This is a genomic window from Streptomyces sp. BV286, assembly GCF_019090165.1.
Classification (GTDB): domain Bacteria; phylum Actinomycetota; class Actinomycetes; order Streptomycetales; family Streptomycetaceae; genus Streptomyces.
The window spans coordinates 444,585-460,314 of sequence record NZ_JAHRIB010000141.1 but is presented as its reverse complement, the minus strand read 5'-3'; the positions used below and the strand labels follow the sequence as shown (position 1 = coordinate 460,314).

Annotated in this window: 13 protein-coding genes; 3 read left to right on the top strand and 10 right to left on the bottom strand. The window is 70.2% G+C overall.

Annotated features, from left to right (window positions below):
* Positions 1–3,891, bottom strand: coding sequence for a hypothetical protein (locus KUF83_RS21785; protein ID WP_308403085.1), 3,891 nt, complete (start codon positions 3,889–3,891; stop codon positions 1–3).
* A gap of 296 nt (positions 3,892–4,187) precedes the next feature.
* Between KUF83_RS21785 and KUF83_RS21780 the strand changes: the two genes are divergently transcribed.
* Positions 4,188–5,015: an NPP1 family protein gene (locus KUF83_RS21780; protein ID WP_217456421.1), complete on the top strand. Its 828-nt coding sequence runs from the start codon at positions 4,188–4,190 to the stop codon at positions 5,013–5,015.
* 194 nt (positions 5,016–5,209) lie between these two features.
* Here the strand turns inward: KUF83_RS21780 and KUF83_RS21775 are convergent, their stop codons facing one another.
* Positions 5,210–5,782, bottom strand: a complete 573-nt coding sequence (locus KUF83_RS21775) for a dihydrofolate reductase family protein (protein WP_217456420.1) — start codon at positions 5,780–5,782, stop codon at positions 5,210–5,212.
* Positions 5,783–6,133: 351 nt separating this feature from the next.
* On the opposite strand from KUF83_RS21775, the gene KUF83_RS21770 reads away from it, so the two are divergent.
* Positions 6,134–6,451: a hypothetical protein gene (locus KUF83_RS21770; RefSeq protein WP_217456419.1), complete on the top strand. Its 318-nt coding sequence runs from the start codon at positions 6,134–6,136 to the stop codon at positions 6,449–6,451.
* A 33-nt stretch (positions 6,452–6,484) separates the two neighbouring features.
* Here the strand turns inward: KUF83_RS21770 and KUF83_RS21765 are convergent, their stop codons facing one another.
* Together KUF83_RS21765 and KUF83_RS21760 are read right to left on the bottom strand one after the other, a co-directional pair.
* Positions 6,485–7,933 (bottom strand): WGR domain-containing protein, encoded by a 1,449-nt coding sequence (locus KUF83_RS21765; protein WP_217456418.1) that lies wholly within the window; start codon positions 7,931–7,933, stop codon positions 6,485–6,487.
* Between the two features lie 132 nt (positions 7,934–8,065).
* Entirely contained in the window at positions 8,066–8,401 is a 336-nt protein-coding gene (locus KUF83_RS21760; RefSeq protein WP_217456417.1) for a hypothetical protein, read from the bottom strand.
* Positions 8,402–8,573: 172 nt separating this feature from the next.
* On the opposite strand from KUF83_RS21760, the gene KUF83_RS21755 reads away from it, so the two are divergent.
* Positions 8,574–8,903 (top strand): antibiotic biosynthesis monooxygenase, encoded by a 330-nt coding sequence (locus KUF83_RS21755; RefSeq protein ID WP_217456416.1) that lies wholly within the window; start codon positions 8,574–8,576, stop codon positions 8,901–8,903.
* Between the two features lie 217 nt (positions 8,904–9,120).
* Here KUF83_RS21755 and KUF83_RS21750 read toward each other — a convergent pair whose 3' ends face one another.
* From KUF83_RS21750 to KUF83_RS21725, 6 genes are all read right to left on the bottom strand, one after another.
* Complete coding sequence (locus tag KUF83_RS21750) at positions 9,121–9,579, bottom strand: PPOX class F420-dependent oxidoreductase (protein ID WP_217456415.1); 459 nt, start codon at positions 9,577–9,579, stop codon at positions 9,121–9,123.
* A gap of 144 nt (positions 9,580–9,723) precedes the next feature.
* Positions 9,724–10,563, bottom strand: a complete 840-nt coding sequence (locus tag KUF83_RS21745) for an endonuclease/exonuclease/phosphatase family protein (RefSeq protein ID WP_217456414.1) — start codon at positions 10,561–10,563, stop codon at positions 9,724–9,726.
* 218 nt (positions 10,564–10,781) lie between these two features.
* Complete coding sequence (locus KUF83_RS21740) at positions 10,782–12,242, bottom strand: GH1 family beta-glucosidase (protein WP_217456413.1); 1,461 nt, start codon at positions 12,240–12,242, stop codon at positions 10,782–10,784.
* Between the two features lie 93 nt (positions 12,243–12,335).
* Complete coding sequence (locus tag KUF83_RS21735) at positions 12,336–13,277, bottom strand: carbohydrate ABC transporter permease (protein ID WP_217456412.1); 942 nt, start codon at positions 13,275–13,277, stop codon at positions 12,336–12,338.
* A gap of 13 nt (positions 13,278–13,290) precedes the next feature.
* Positions 13,291–14,286 (bottom strand): carbohydrate ABC transporter permease, encoded by a 996-nt coding sequence (locus tag KUF83_RS21730; RefSeq protein ID WP_217456411.1) that lies wholly within the window; start codon positions 14,284–14,286, stop codon positions 13,291–13,293.
* 111 nt (positions 14,287–14,397) lie between these two features.
* On the bottom strand, positions 14,398–15,711 hold the full coding sequence (locus KUF83_RS21725) for an ABC transporter substrate-binding protein (protein WP_217456410.1): 1,314 nt from the start codon (positions 15,709–15,711) through the stop codon (positions 14,398–14,400).
* Positions 15,712–15,730 lie beyond the last annotated feature (19 nt).

Below are 15,730 nucleotides of genomic sequence, written 5' to 3'. Positions count from 1 at the left end.
TCAGAACTCTGCACCTGTACCTCCAGCCGGGCACCCGCCTCCCGTGCGACCCGTTGCGGGAACACCGGGGCAGGAACCGCCGAGACCGCTCACGGCGAAGACGGCGATCTTCTCAAGCACCAAGGATGCGGCAGACCGGCGGCTCTCCCGCGGGTCGCAGAGTCGGCGGTACGGCACCTCGGTGATGTACGTGTGCCACTGGGTGCGGGTGAGGTCCGCGCCGGAGCGGGCGCAGACCTGGGTGACAAGCCGGGCGGGGTCGATGACGTACCGCTGGAGCGGGACATGGGCGCTGCCCGCGTAGAGGGTGCCGCTGTCGGGACTGAAGGCGAGGGTCTTGATCGTTTCGCCGGGCGATGTCAGGGGGCCGCCGAGTGGCTGCTGGGTGGCGGTGTCCCAGAGCTGCAGCGTGCCCGCGTCGCCGCCGACGGCGAGGGTACGGCCGTCGGGGCTGAGAGCGAGGGCGCTGACGGTCTCCGGGGTGTCGCCGATGGGGGCCGGGAAGACATTGCGCAGCACACCGGCCCGATGACGCAGTGCTCCGTCCCACAGGGCCACGCGTCCGGTCCGGTCGCCGACCGCCAGGTGTGAGCCGTCGGGGCTGAAGGCCAGGGCGCCGACCTGGTCGCCCTGGACGAGGTCACGTCCGACCGGGGTGCCGGTGGATCGCCCGGCGGACAGGCGGGCGGTGCGGTTGTCGCCGACGAGGAGGCGGCCGTCGGGACGGACGGCCAGGTGGCCGCCGGCCAGGCCGGTGAGCGCCTCCGTCCGGCGCCGACTCGCCGTGTCCCACACCTCGTTGCTCAGGTCGCCGGGCTCCGGTGTGCGGGTGGCGTACAAGGTGCGGCCGGACGGTCCCAGGGCGAGGGCCGCGACGGGGGACGCGGACGGCACGTCGGCCAGGTCCAGCGTGGTCCTCGCCCGGTTGCGCGCCACGTCCCAGACGGTGACCTGCTGGGGACCCGCCTGTCCGTCGCGCGCCGAGACACCGTAGGCGAACGAGTCGCCGTCGGGACTGAAGGCCATCACCGGGAGGGTGTCCCCCGCGGCGACCGGCCGCGCCCGGTCGCGGGAGACGGGCAGGGGCGGGACCGGCAGGGGGAGCCTCGGGAGTTCGTAGTAGGTGTCGCGCAACTGGAAGCGGTAGGTGGTGCCGAAACGCTGGGCGACGGCGAGGGTGCGGCCGTCGGGGCTGAGCAGCACGCCGTCCGCGGGCCGGTCGCGCCATGCCGGGGTGACGGCACCGGCGAGGTCCAGGGAGTGGACCGTACCGCCTTCGAGGTAGCGCAGGATCGGGCGGCCGGGGTCCCAGGCGAGGCTGCCGTACAGGTGCTGGTTGTTCAGGGGGTGCCGGAACACCGGGGCGGCGGGGGACGACAGCCGCCAGACCCTTATCTCGTGACGGTCGGCGGTCGCGAGGAAGTCCGTGTCCTCACTGAAGGCGACGTGCCGCGCGTCCGGGTCCTCCAGTACGGCGACCTCGTCGCCCGTGACCGTGTCCCAGACGCGGACTCCGCTCTCCGAGACGGCGGCGAGCCTCGTGCCGCCGAACACGGGGCCGGACCGGTCGTCGTGACAGCCGCCGCGCGTCCGCGCCCACGCACCGCGCACCGCGTTTCCGTGTCCTGTGTGCCAGACCCGGGGCGGTTGCCCGGAGGAGCAGACAGCAACCAGCCGGCCGTCGGCGCTCTGGGCCACCTGCGTCCGGCCCGGTGCCCCGGTCTCGAAGAGCACTCTGCCGTCCGGGACGGAGCGCAGCCGCACCTGGTCGTCGTCGTTGCCGCGCGCCAGGTAGCTGCGGCCGCCCGGACCGAACCCGATGTCGGAGCCTGCGGGGAGAGGACGCTGTGCGCCGGTCCACTGTCCGTTGGACCTGTCCCACAGCCGGATACCGCCCTTCACCTCGATGGCGAGTACCCGCCCGTCCGGCCCGGCCGCGACCACGTCACCCTCCGGCAGCCTCCCGGAGGCGGTGCGACGGTGCTCGGTCACGTCCCACGTCCGCCACCTGCCGTCGTCGGCGCTGAGCAGCGTGCGGCCCGAGTCGACGAGGAAGCGTGCGGGCCTCTCGCCGGGCACGGGATCGGTGAAGATGTCCAGTTCGGGCTGGGCGAGGGAGCCGAGCAGCGCCCGGCGGGCCTCGGGCAGCGGGGAGACCCGCCAGGCGGCCACGCCGAGCAGTTGGGCGGTACGCGGTTCCGTGGTGCGCAGGGCGTCGGCGACCGCGGCGACCCGGCGGGCCGCGGTGTCGGTGCGCTGACGTTCGTTGTCCTCGTGCTCGCGCCAGGCGGCCAGGCCGACGACCAGAGCGACCGCGAGGACCCCGGAGAGCGCGGTGGCGAGGAGCCGTGACCTTCGGACCGTACGGGCCGCGGTACGGCGTTCCGTCTCCCGGGCGTCGAGCGCGACCCGCAGGAACTCCTGTTCCGTGGTGGTCAGGTCGTCGTGGCGGCCGTCCCCCTTGAACATCTCCTCCGCACGGGCCAGCCGGGTGCCCCGGTAGAGCGCGCCCGGGTCGCGGTCGTGCTCCAGCCAGGCGCGGGCGGCCTCGGCCAGGCGCCGGTGGTCCCTCAGTCGCTCGCGGTCGGCCTCGATCCAGCCGTGCAGCCTGGGCCAGCAGGTGATCAGAGCCTCGTGGGCGAGCTGGACGGTGCCTTCGTCGACCGTCAGCAGCCGGGCGGCAGCCAGTCGTTCCACCACCGCCGACGCCTCTGTGTACGCCCACTGGTCCAGTTCCGCCCGGCTGAGCGGGCGTCGGGTGTCGGCCGTGCCCTGCCCCGGCTCGACGAGCCGCAGCAGCACCTGCCGTGCGGTGCGCGCCTGGGCCGCGGACAGCTGTCCGTACACCTCCTCGGCGCTCGCCGCGATCGCACCGCGCACACCGCCGGCCGCCTCGTACGCGGCCACGGTCAGCAGCCTGCCTCGGCGCCGCCGCCAGGTCTCCAGCAGGGCGTGCGAAAGCATCGGCAGCGCTCCGGGCTCGTCGAGGACCTCCTCGACGAGCCGGGCGGCGAGTTCCCGTTCGACCAGCAGGCCCGCCTTCTGCGCCGGACGGACGACCGCCTCCCGCAGTTCGCCCGCGCTCATCGGCCCGACCAGCAGTCCGACACCGCGCAAGGCGTCCGCCAGAGCCCGGTGTTCGGCGCACCGGGCGTAGAAGTCCGCGCGTACCGCGATCAGCACCCGCAACCTGCTGTCCGGGGCGCGGGCGGCCAGCAGCAGATCGATGAAGCGGTCCCGCTCCCCGCGGTCCCTGCACAGGGTGAAGACCTCCTCGAACTGGTCCACCACCACCCAGCTCTCCTCCTGCTCCCTGGCAGAGGTCAGCAGATGCCCGTACGTCGACGCGGGCCGCGTTCCCGGAGTGAGCACGCGCAGCGCCACCGGCGACCCGCGGCGGGCGGCCTCCTCCTGGAAGCGGGGTATCAGCCCGGCGCGCAGCAACGACGACTTGCCGCTGCCCGACGGGCCGAACACCACAGCGAAACGGTGCTCGCCCACCAGCTCCCGCAGCTCATCGACCAGCCGGTCCCGGCCGAAGAACAGCTCGCGGTCGCCCTGTTCGAACCGCGCGAGGCCCCGGTACGGCGGTGCCGCGTCGTCCGTCCCGGGCCGCGCCGAGCCGCCGGTTTCGGCTTCGGCCTCCGTCCACCGCCGCTCCCACTCCGCGGGGTCCGCACCGCACGCGCTCGCGTAGCCCCGGGTGACGGCGAGCGACGGCAGACGTTCGCCGCGCGCCGCCTCGGACAGGGTCGTCGCGGAGAACCCCGCCACCTCTGCCATCGTCCGGTACGCCGGGCAGCCGGCGGCCCTGCGCAGCTCCCGCAGGTCATGGGCGAGGCGCTGGACGGGGCCGGCCTCCGGGTCGACAGGTCTTTCCGGACGGCCCACAGTCCCACCCGCTTCCGTGCGCGGCCTTGCCGCTTTTGCGTGCCCCGTCCGTGGTCGCCACGCGGAGGAGAACGCTGTTCAGGGCGGTCAACGTACGTTTCCGCGCCGATCCGCGTAAACCCTGTCCGCGGGAGATGTGGTGTTGATGACAGCGACGGAACAGCACACCGAACAGCCGCCCGTGGCCCGCGGAATTGATTGCCCCGATCAAAGGAAGTGCCTTTCAACCCCCGAGCTGCCAGCGTCGGTCGGGCCAACCGGACTCCGTCACACCGAGCGACTCTGGAGCACCCCCCATGTCCCAGGAACTCCCCACGTCTCAGGCACGGAAAAGCACAAGGAAGTCCCGCCTCGGCAAGGCCGCCCTCGTCGCCGTCAGCGCTGGCGCGCTGACCGTCGCCCTGACAGGCAGCTCGTCCGCCGGGGTGCTGACCCCGTTGCCCGTGAGCACCACTTCGTTCCAGCAGACGTTCATGCCGCTCTTCGACTACGACTCCAACAGCTGCTTCCCCGCGGCCGCCATCGACCGTGACGGCAACCTCAACGGCGGTCTCGACGACAGCGGCCCCGTCACGGGCCAGTGCCGCAGCAACCACCTCGGCAAGGCCAACACGTACTCGCGGGTCAAGTGCAACAACGGCTGGTGCGGGATCGTCTACACCCTGTACTTCGAGAAGGACATGAGCTGCGCCGGCTGCACCCCCACGTCGCACCGTCACGACTGGGAGTCCGTCGTGGTCTGGGTGAAACAGGGCGTGGACTTCCCCGACTACGTGTCCATGTCCGCCCACGGCCAGTACACGACCAAGCCGTACTACGACGTCGAGAGGGACGGCAAGCGCGCCAAGGCCGTCTACCACAAGGAAGGCGGCAGCACCCACTCGATGCGCTTCGCCAAGGCCGGGGAGCGGCCGGAAGCCTGGGGGGACGGCGGATGGGACACCCCGGGCCTCGTGAGCTGGAACAGCTTCCCGAGCGGCAACAACGGCGTCAACCTCCAGTCGAAGCTGAACAGCGCCACCTGGGGTGACGCCAACTTCCCGCTCAAGGACGGCAGGTTCACCACCGAGCTGCAGCGGGCCAAGCCGTCGAACATCCCCTTCGACCCCACGGGCAGCGGCTGACCGACTGCCCGGACACGCGCGGCGGCCGCCGACGGCACTCCCCCTCCGTCGGCGGCCGCCGCCCGTCCCGGGCGCATGCCGCGCGGGCGTCCTGCGAGGCGCCGCGTTCTCGCACCAGCGCGCTCTCGACACGACGCCGGCCGGGCAGCCTGATCCCGTCCGGCCTCCGTCGTACCTTCCGCGCAGTGCGGACGTCAGGGATTCGCGACTCGGTAGCGCAGGTGTGTCACGGACCCCGTGACAGGCTTTCCCTGCGGGATCAGCTCGGCCCGCTCCCCGGCGAACAGCGGTGTGCCCTGCCCCAGCAGCAGGGGCACGAGGTGCACGCTGACCTCGTCGATCAGGCCCGCTCCGAGCAGCTGTCGGGCGACGTCCGCGCCCAGCACCAGGACGTCCTTGTCCCCCGCGGCCTCCTTGGCACGCCGGGCCGCGGCCTCCAGTCCGTCGAAGGCGAACGTCCCGCCGTTGTCGCCGGCCAGGTCCTCCCTGGTCCGGTGCGTGACCACGAAGCTCGGGACGCCGGGCCACGGCGTGCCGCCCCACAGACCCAGGCCGAGGTCGAAAGTGCGCCGCCCGATGACGACGGCCCCGACCCTCGCGTCCACCGCCTCGCGGACGGCGACGTCGACCGCGCCGTCCGGCCCCTCCCCGGACATCCATTCGTGCAGTCCTTCGCCGCCGGCGCCCATGGGCTCCTTCTCACCGACGTTCGGTCCTGCCGTGAACCCGTCCAGGGACATCGACACGTCCAGCACTACTCTGCTCATCGCGAACCTCCTCCGTTCCACCCGCGCCGCCGTCCGGCGCCGCTGTTCCTCGCGACCTCAACTCTGGTCGCGGCCCAGGGAAACGGCGACACTTTCGCCGTGAGTCGAACTGCACCAAAGGGAAATCAAGATGAACGCGATACTCCTCGCGCCTGTCCATGTCGGTTGCGACGTCCGGGAAGCCGAGTAGTGCCCCGGCGGACTTCCGTGGGGCTGAGCCTGCTGTCGGCGGCCCTGCTGCCGCTCGGGGTTGCCTGCACGTCCGGCCAGTCGGACCCCACGAGCCCTCCCGAGCCCGCTGCAACCAGGCCGACAGCGCCTGCGACTTCCCCCTCCCCTGAACGGAACACGGTGAAGTCCCCGCCGGAGCTGGACGACACCGAGACGCTTGCAGGGCGTCAGGGCGAGACTCGCGGTGCCGGCACGTTCGAGTTCGTCGAGGGCAGGAAGGGCGACGCCCTGATCGTGGCTGTCCGATGCCAGGGCAAGGGCGAGATCAAGCTCTCCGTGAGGCCGGTGAAGGTCGACTTCGCGCTGAAGTGCGCCGACGGCAAGGCAAGCACCACCTACAACGAGGTACGCGTCGCGGGAGCGGAGAAGAAGGGGACCGTCTCCGTCCACGGGCCGTCATCGGTGCGCTGGTCGATGACGATCGGCCGCAGTGCCTGAGCACGCACGTGGTCTGCGGTGCGGCGGTTGCCGTCACAGCAGGCGGCGGATGTCGCCGCGGACCCGGTAGAAGCCACCGGCCGCCGCGTGCAGGGCGTCGACGACGTAGCGGGCTCCGGGCTCTCGTATCGTGCGCGGGAACTGGACGTTCCAGGAAGGTTCGTATCCCTCGGACACCACGTGGACACGCAGTCGGCCAGCCGTGGAGACGCACTCGACGACGATGGCTCCGGCGGGAGCGCGGGACACGCTCGCCAGCGCGGCCGCGGCCGTCGCCGGTTCGTAGGTGGGCAGGGCCTCGGCGAGCTTGACGTCCCGCGCCACCGGGATCGTGCCCTGCTGCGCGGCCGAGATGGCTGTCTCGCCCGCGTCCACACACACCAGTGAGCCGTCCGTGGTCACGAGATAGAGCCGCTCGTCGTGGTACTGCATCGACAGCGCCGAACCGCCGCCCGTGCCGAGCTTCCACAGGCGGGTGCCGTCCCGGTCGAAGCAGTAGACGGAGGAGGACGCGTCCCCGGCGAAGACGAACCGGCCACCGGGCGAGGTCGCGCACGAATAGACCGCGCTGTCGCAGGCGTAGGTGGCCTCGACCGTGCCGGTCGCCTTGGACAGTCGCTGAACCACGCGGTGCGCGGTCCCCGCGTACACGGCGTCCTGTTCCTGCCAGCCGAACAGGACGCCGCCGCGGGTCGGCGTGTGCCACAGCTCGCCGCTTCCGTCGGGTGCGTAGGCGCTCACCCCGCGCTGGTGGCCGTGGTAGACCGCACGGTCGTCGGCACGGACCATCCAGGCGTGCTCGCCCTGGCTGCGGCGGGCCCACTGGTGCTCGTCCTCATGGTCGATGACCGTCAGCCGGCCCTCGCGGTCCGAGACGTTCAGGACGCCCTCGTGGATGTCCAGCCAGAAGATGTCGACGTCCGCCGCGACGTCGTACGCCGCGAACGGCAGCTTCGAGGACAGGTCGTAGACCCGGCCGTCGTCACACCCCGCGTAGATCCAGAAGTCGTCTGCGACCAGGCACTTCACACCGTCCGGAAGACTGAAGCGAGCCAGGACGCCGCCGTCGTGGTCCAGGTTGAAGACGTCGCCCGCCTGATTGCCGACCCAGCAACGGTCGTCGTCGACGTGAATACCGAACGCCGACGATCCGGTGCGGAAACGCCACAGCACGGGGGCCGCGGCGCGCGCGGTGGAAGGGGCCGAAGCCACCTGACGCCGGGTCACGGCGCGCGGCGCGCGCTGCCCCGCGACGGCCGGGGCGTAGCCCTTGCGGACCTTCTCCCCCACCTTCTTCGCCGCCGCGGACCGGGCCTTGTCCTCGGTGGGGAACGTCGTCATCTGGGTCTGACCGGCGGCACCGATGCGTCCGTACCGCACTGTCACCACCGGGCCGTCGACGGCCACTTCGTAGAACTTGTGTGCTGCGCCGTCCTCCTGCGACAGCTCCAGATACGTCGTCGACGCGGACCCACTGGTCATGGCAGACCCCTCCCCAAGGTGCGAGCCCGCTCTCTCTTCGGCGGGTCCCACTGCTCACACCGTAGAGGCGGGCACTGACATCGCACTGATCAGGCCGGTTCCGCGGGCAACAGCAGCCACGGGCGGCGCGGGTCAGCCGTCCGTGCCATCCGGTGTGTCCGCGTCGAGTTCCGCAAGGTGGTCCTCCCATCGTTGACGGCGCTGGTCCGTGGACTGTTCCCACCACGGCGTGCCGCGTTCCCCCAGCGCGGTCTTCGCCTGGTGCACGCGTGCGCGTGCCGCCCGCTCGGCCTGCTCGTCCCCGGCGGTGGTCGCTGTGCGCACCGCGCGGCGAGCCGACATGAGGTGGCGTCGCAGCCGGGCAGCGATGTCCTCCGGGAGGGAGGGATCGGTGGCCCGCCACTTCCGCCCGCCCACGATGATGTGATGTCCGTCGGGAGTCTTCTGCGGTGCGTCGTGCGCGTTCACCCAAGCGATTCTGCCTGCCGTTGCGCACTGGCAGGGGCAGGGAAACAGAGGCAGGGGCGCCGAAGGTCTGCAGCCTTGCACGGATGGCGTCGCGACGGCCCGATCACCGCCGCGTCGCGTCATCCGGAGCCCCGCGCGCCCGACGCCGAACGGATCGCGGCAAGATGGCTCCATGAGCATCGTCAAGATCAACGTCCTGACCGTCCCGGCCGAGCAGCGGGAAACCCTCGAGAAGCGCTTCGCCTCCCGCGCCGGTGCCGTCGAGAACTCCGACGGCTTCGAGTGGTTCGAGCTCCTCCGCCCCGTGGAGGGCACCGACGACTACCTGGTCTACACGCGGTGGCGTGACGAGGAGTCCTTCACCGCCTGGATGGAAGGCCCCATGAAGGCGGCCCACCAGGGCGGCGAGGCGAAGGGCGGCGAGCGTCCCAAGCCCGCGGCGAGCGGGTCCACCCTGTGGTCGTTCGAAGTCGTGCAGCAGACCGCGCCGCCGGTCGCGTAACCCCGCAGGCCCTCACCGCTCGCTCACGTTCCCGGGCTGCGACACCGAGCCTCCCCTGCTTGAGTGCTGCGCCCCTCGGAACGGAGCAACTGCCGGTACCAGGCCGGCGTCGTCGGCGACCCCGACCAGCTTCGGGACAAGCTCGCCGTCCGTCATGCGGTCGCCGTGCCGGTCCCGGCCACAGTGAGTGGCGGTGACCGGCACGGATCCGCCACGGCTATCCGTCGATGTCCAGCGCCGTTCCGTACAGCCTGTCCACCTTCAATCGGACGACCACTCGGCGTTCGGTGACCAACTGCTCCAGGAACGCGTCTTCGTCCTCCGGCTTCGCCGCTTCCGGGATCATCCCGAGCAGTTCCCGTCCGACCGCGTCACCTGGGGCCTTCGTGATCTCGGAGACCTCCGCCTCGCCCTCGGCGACTGCGAACGACCACACGTCGCCACCCTGCACATGCAGCGCCGCATGCGGGTCGTGCCGCAGGTGCTTGACCTTGATGCGGTCGGCGGTCGTCGAGAACCGCAGCACGCGGGCCCCACCGTCCCAGCTGTAGAGCATGGTGGTCAGGTGAGGGCGGCCGTTGCGCTTGACAGTGGCGAGCGTGCCAAACTGCTGCTTGCCGAGCAGGTCGGAGAGGGCTTCGTCGGACAGCGGGCGAGGTGCCGGACCTTGAGTCATGATCAGATGAACGCCGGAGCCCGCCACGGAAATTTCATGGCCGCCGTGCTTCCGAAGGGGAGTCCCGCCGAAGGTGCCGGAGACCGCCGTGTCCTTCGCGAAGACCTGTCGGCTCCGGTCAGCGGCCTGGGTGCGTGAGACGTCTCAAGCCGGGTCCACGTCGGTGTAGAGGGCGTGGTGGTCCGAGTACGGAGTGGGCCGCACCCTGTGCTCGATCGGGGCGATCCCTCGTAGGAAGACGTAGTCGAACTTGCTGTTCCAGTCGGTGGTCGGCTCGCAGGTGCCGACGGGCGAGGGACGGCACTGGGGATCCGTGTCCTCGGCCAGTTCCCATATTCGGCTGAGCTCGGGCGCCTCCGGCACGGCGTTGAAGTCGCCGAGGGCGATGGCGCGTTCGTGCCGGGCGAATGCTGTGGCGAGTACGCCGATCTGGCCCTCTCGGACCGATTCCTGACGTCGCTGGGCGAGGTGGGTGTTGAAGACCCGGACCGACTGGCCGCCGACCATGGTGGTGACCGCCATGTACCCACGGTCCTCGGATCCGCCGTCGGGGTATTCCACGTGGACGCGGTCCGTCATCGGTGCCGCCGAGAGGATCGCCTGGCCGAAGGCTCCCGGGCTCCACGGCAGTCCGCCGCAGCGGCCCCAGTCGTTGAGCACCATCCCGTACTCGACGTGGTACACCAGCCCGTACAGGTTCTTGAGATGCTCGCGGATCCTCTCGACGTCACGCACGCACGCCTCCTGCATCCCGATGACCTGCGGCGCGTATGTGGCGATCTCCGACGCCCGGTTGACGTTGTTCTCGTCACAGGGATTGCAGATGTTCCACGTCATGACCCGGTTCGGTACGACCTCGCCGACCGCACCGACGGGCAGTGACCTGACGAAGAGTCCACCGCTCGGTGCACTGGGGCCGACCAGCAGCATGCATGCCACGGCCATGGCGCCCGCGAACAACCGCGTGCCGCTTCCGAGCACCATCGCCTCCGCAAGGTGGATACACGTGCCATCCGGCGCTTTCATCCACGAGGTTATGCGACGAAGCTGTGCGCCGAGAAACGATTCTGCCCCTGCACCGGCCCCGTCACGGCCCGGCCCGGCCCAGCCGGGGCCCCTGCCCCGGAGCGACACGGGAGCAGGGGCGAAGATCGTCCCGGGATCGCCGAAGTCACCGGAGTGCTGCGGCCGCGCCCGTCAGCTCAGCCGTTCACGCCGCCCCTGTCCGGCAACGTGCCGGTGCGGGCCACATCGGCGTACCACCGCGCACTGGCCTTCGGGATGCGCTTACCGGTGGGGTAGTCGACGTAGACGGCACCGAAGCGCTTGCTGTAGCCGTAGCCCCACTCGAAGTTGTCCAGCAGGGACCACAGGAAGTAGCCCCGCACGTCGACACCCGCGACGATCGCCCGCTGCACGGCCGCCAGGTGACCGTGCAGGTAGGCGATGCGGTCGGGGTCGGCCACCTCGCCCTCCGGGTTGACGTAGTCGTCGAACGCGGCCCCGTTCTCAGTGATCATCAAAGGCATCGCCGGGTGGTCCGCCTTGAGCCGCATCAGCAGGTCGTACAAGCCGGAAGGGTCGACCGCCCAGCCCATCGCCGTCGTGGTGCCCGGAGGACGGTGGAAGGCGACCTGGTCGGCGCCCGGCCAGGGACTGTGTTCGCTCATCCCGTGTCCGTCGGAGCCGTGGGCGGCCTCGTCGGTGGTGGCGGAGACGAGTGTGGGCGTGTAGTAGTTGACGCCCAGGAAGTCCAGCGGCTGGTGGATCGTGGCGGTGTCGCCGTCCTGCACGAAGGACCAGTCGGTCAGGCCGGCCGTGTCCTGGAGGAGGTCCTGCGGGTACTGGCCTTCCAGCAGCGGGCCGGTGAAGACGCGGTTGGCCAGCGCGTCGATCCGGCGGGCCGCGTCGAGGTCGGCGGCGCTGTCGGTCAGCGCACGGACGTGGTGGATGTTGAGCGTGATGGACGCCCGCGCGCGGGAGGGCAGTTCGGCGCGCAGCGCCTGGACTGCCTTGCCGTGGGCGAGGTTGAGGTGGTGAGCGGCGCGCAGGGCCGCCACGGGGTCGGTGCGCCCGGGCGCGTGGACGCCCGATCCGTAGCCGAGGAAGGCGCTGCACCAGGGCTCGTTGAGGGTGGTCCAGGTCTTCACCCGGTCGCCCAGCGCACGGGCCGCGAGGGCCGCGTAGTCGGCGAAGCGGTCGGTGGTGACGCGCTCCGGCCAGCCGCCCGCGTCCTCCAACTCCTGCGGCAGGTCCCAGTGGTAGAGCGTGACGACCGGCTCGATGCCCTTCTCCAGCAGGGCGTCGGTCAGGGCGCGGTAGAAGTCGAGTCCCTTCTCGACGGCCGGGCCGCGGCCCGTCGGCTGCACCCGCGGCCACGACAGGGAGAACCGATAGGCGCTCACGCCGAGATCGGCCATGATCGCGACGTCCTCGCGCCAGCGGTGGTAGTGGTCGGTGGCAACGTCACCGGTGTCGCCGTTGCGCACCCTGCCGGGCGTGCGCGAGTAGGTGTCCCAGATCGAAGGGGTGCGTCCGTCCACGGAGGCGGCGCCCTCGATCTGGTACGCGGCGGTCGCCGTGCCCCAGGTGAATCCCTGCGGGAACCTGATGCCGGTGGTGCTCTGCGGGGCGGGCGCGACACGTCGGGTAACGGTGGTCACGTGGGGTCCTTCCAGAGGTGCTGCGGGGGCGGGAACGGCGAGGTGTGGCGGCGGGCGCCGAAGGGTCGCGGCAGCGTGGGGACGGCAGGGCGCTCATCCCTTGACCGCTCCCTGCATGATTCCCCCGACGATCTGGCGGCCGAACACGATGAACATGGCGAGCAGGGGCAGCGTGCCGAGCAGGGCGCCCGCCATGATCAGCGACTGGTCGCGCACGTATCCCGCGCTGAGCTGCGTGAGGGCGACGGGGACCGTCGGATTGGTCATGTCGAGGACGATGAACGGCCAGAAGAAGTCGTTCCAGGCGTGCACGAACGTGATCATGAACAGGACGGCCATGGGCGGCCGGGCGATCGGCAGCACGATGCTCCAGAAGATGCGCAGGGAGTGCGCACCGTCCACCCGCCCGGCCTCGACGAGTTCGTCGGGCAGCGCCTCCATCAGGTACTGCCGCATGAAGAAGACGCCTACGGCGCTGACGAGCGTGGGGAAGATGACGGCGGGCAGCTTCTGCCCCCAGCCCAGCTCGGTCATCATCATGAACAGGGGTACGACGCCGAGTTGGGGCGGCACCATCATCGTGCCGATGACGAGCATCAGCAGGATGTTGCGGCCCTTGAAGCGCAGTTTGGCGAACGCGAAGCCGGCGAGAGTGGCGAAGAGCACCGTGGACAGGGCGATCACACCGGCCACGATCAGGCTGTTGAGCATGGCCTTGCCCAGTGCGGCGTCCTGCCAGGCCTTGCCGAGGTTGTCCAGAAGGTGGGGCCCGGGCAGGAACGGCGGAGGTGTCTGGGTGACGCGTGTGTTGTCACTCGACGCCGCGACCATCGTCCAGTAGAGCGGGAAGAGGGAGAACAGCGCCGCGATCCCGAGCAGGATGTAGGCGAGGGGACCGGCATGGTGCTGGCGTCCGGCACCCGGGTGCCGGAACAGTCGTCGGCCCTGTCCGCCGGGCGGGGCGCTCTTGCGGGTCTTCCGTACGGTGTCGGGGCGTGCGTCGGCCGCCTGGACCGGGATGCTGTCTGTGGTCATGGGAATCTCCCGGTCAGGCCTTGCGCGCCGCGACGCGCTTGACGATTCGTTGGACGACGAACACGGCAATGAGCAGCAGGAACATCGCCCAGGCGACGGTGGCGGCCCGGCCCATCTGGTAGTTCTTCCAGCCCTCCTCGTACAGCAGCAGTCCGAGCGTCTGGTACTGGTTGTCCGCTCCCCCGGTGATGCCGTTCGGGCCCTGACCGAAGATCAGGGGCTCACCGAAGAGCTGGGTGGCGCCGATCGTGGACAGGACGATGGTGAACACGATGGTGGAGCGGATGCCGGGGACGGTGACCGTGAGGAACTGCTGCCACCGCGAGGCGCCGTCGATGGCCGCGGCCTCGTAGCGGTCGCGCGGGATCGCCTGCATCGCGGCGAGGTAGAGCAGCGCGTTGTAGCCGGTCCAGCGCCAGATGACGATCGTCGAAATGGCCGTCTGCGCGGCCCACTTGTTGTTCTCCCAGTCGACGTTCTCGACGCCGACCAGGCTCAGCATCCAGTTGATCATTCCGAAGTCGCGCTCGAAGAGCATCGTGAACACGAGGGCCGCGGCACCCACCGATGTGGCGTAGGGCGTCAGGGCGGCCACGCGGAAGAACGTCGAGCCACGCAGCCGGTAGTTGAGGAGATGAGCCAGCCCTAGCGCCATCAGCAACTGCGGCACGGTCGACAGGACGCCGATGGTGATCGTGTTGAGCAGCGCGTTCCAGAAGCGGTCGTCGTCCCACAGGGCCGTGTAGTTGTCGAAACCGACCCACTCCATGAGGCTCAGGGTCGACAGTTCGACGCGGTGCAGGGAGATCCACGAGGTGTAGACGAGCGGGTAGAAGCTGAAGGCCGCGAAGACGACGAAGAACGGGGCGACGAAGGCGTACGGGGCGCCCCGTACGTCGAGGCGGTGCAGCAGCGTACTGCGGCGCTGACGTTCCCCGCCCGTGCCGGTTCCGGTCGGCGGGGCGGCGCCGGGCGCACCGTCTGAGGGTGTCGAGGTGGAGATGGCCACCGGAGGGCGTCCTTCCTGGAAGGTGAGGGAGGCGGGCAGGGGCCCGGCGGCCCACACGGGCCGTGCGTGGGGCGCCGGGCGGCTACGGAGAAGCAGCGAGGGGAGCCGAGGTCAGCCGGCGGCCTTCTCGATGCGCTTGTCAGTGGTCTTCCACGCCTCGTTCGGGCTCTTGTTCTGCGCCTCGATCAAGGTCAGCCCCTGCGAGAAGATGTCCTTGATCGTGCCGTCCTTGCGGCCGAGCACCTGCTCGTCGGGGATCTCCTGGGCCGCTGCGCCGAAGATCTTCCCGATGGGTGCGCCACTGAAGTAGTCCGACTTGGCGTCGACGACTTCGGGCATCTCCAACGCCGTCTGCGACGAGGGGAAGTTGCCGATCTTCTTGAAGAGGTAGGCCTGCTGCTCAGGGGCGGTGAGCCAGGCGACGAGATCCTGCGCTTCCTTCTTGACGGGGCTCTTCTCCATCACCCCGAGGAACGCTCCGCCCCAGTTGGCGCCCTTGGGTGCCTTGGCCACGTCCCACTTGCCCTTGTTCTTCGGGCCCGCCTTCTCGCTGATGTGCGCGAGCATCCACGCCGGGCAGACGGTGGTGGCGAAGGTGCTGTTGGCCAGGCCCGGGTCCCAGCCGGGCTGGAACTGACGCAGCTTCGCGGTCAGATCGGAGGTGGCCGCCTCGGACGCCAGCTTCCACGCGTCCTTCACGACGGGGTTGGTGCCGTAGATCAGCTCGCCGTCCTTGTCGTAGAACTGCTGCGAGTTGCCGTAGATCATGGCGTTGAAGAGCCCGCTGGAGCTGTCCATGAAGGCGACCTTGTCGGCCTTGGACTTCTGCTTGAACTGCTTGCCCGTGGCGACGTACTTCGTCCAGTCGCCCTCCCACAGCTTGGCGACCTCGTCGCGGTCGGTGGGCAGGCCGGCCTGCTCGAAGAGATCCTTGCGGTAGCAGACGGCCATTGGGCCGATGTCGGTGCCGAGGCCGATGACCTTCTTGTCCGAGGCGGTGACCTGACTCTGCTTCCACGGAAGGAAGTGGTCCGTCCCGGCCACCCCGGCCAGGTCGACGAACTTGTCCTTCTGCGTGTCGGACAGTTCCTTGGCACGGCCGATCTCTATGCCCTGGATGTCCTTCAACCCGCTGCCGGCGGCCAGGTGGGTCTGCAGGGCTGTGTAGTAGGTCTGCTCGTCACCCGCTATGTCCGCCTTGATGGTGACATTCGGGTTCTCCTTCATGTACTTGTCCAGCAGCCCGGTCTCCTTGAAGCCCATGACGCCGAACAGGCCCATGGTGATGGTGACCTTGCCGTCCTTCTTGCCCCCGCCCGTGCCTCCTCCGTCGCTACCCCCGCAGCCCACGACCAGCCCGAGAGCTGACACGGCCGATACGGCGGTCACCACTCTCCTGCGCAACTTCCTTCGGAACTTGTCCATTTCGCCCTCCTAGCGGCGG

What these genes read in the sequence shown, in the direction of transcription:
- KUF83_RS21765 (WP_217456418.1), bottom strand. Translation starts at nt 7,933, where the DNA reads ATGACCAGTGGGTCCGCGTCGACGACGTATCTGGAGCTGTCGCAGGAG.
- KUF83_RS21755 (WP_217456416.1), top strand. Translation starts at nt 8,574, where the DNA reads ATGAGCATCGTCAAGATCAACGTCCTGACCGTCCCGGCCGAGCAGCGG.
- KUF83_RS21775 (WP_217456420.1), bottom strand. Translation starts at nt 5,782, where the DNA reads ATGAGCAGAGTAGTGCTGGACGTGTCGATGTCCCTGGACGGGTTCACG.
- KUF83_RS21745 (WP_217456414.1), bottom strand. Translation starts at nt 10,563, where the DNA reads ATGGTGCTCGGAAGCGGCACGCGGTTGTTCGCGGGCGCCATGGCCGTG.
- KUF83_RS21725 (WP_217456410.1), bottom strand. Translation starts at nt 15,711, where the DNA reads ATGGACAAGTTCCGAAGGAAGTTGCGCAGGAGAGTGGTGACCGCCGTA.
- KUF83_RS21780 (WP_217456421.1), top strand. Translation starts at nt 4,188, where the DNA reads ATGTCCCAGGAACTCCCCACGTCTCAGGCACGGAAAAGCACAAGGAAG.
- KUF83_RS21735 (WP_217456412.1), bottom strand. Translation starts at nt 13,277, where the DNA reads ATGACCACAGACAGCATCCCGGTCCAGGCGGCCGACGCACGCCCCGAC.
- KUF83_RS21750 (WP_217456415.1), bottom strand. Translation starts at nt 9,579, where the DNA reads ATGACTCAAGGTCCGGCACCTCGCCCGCTGTCCGACGAAGCCCTCTCC.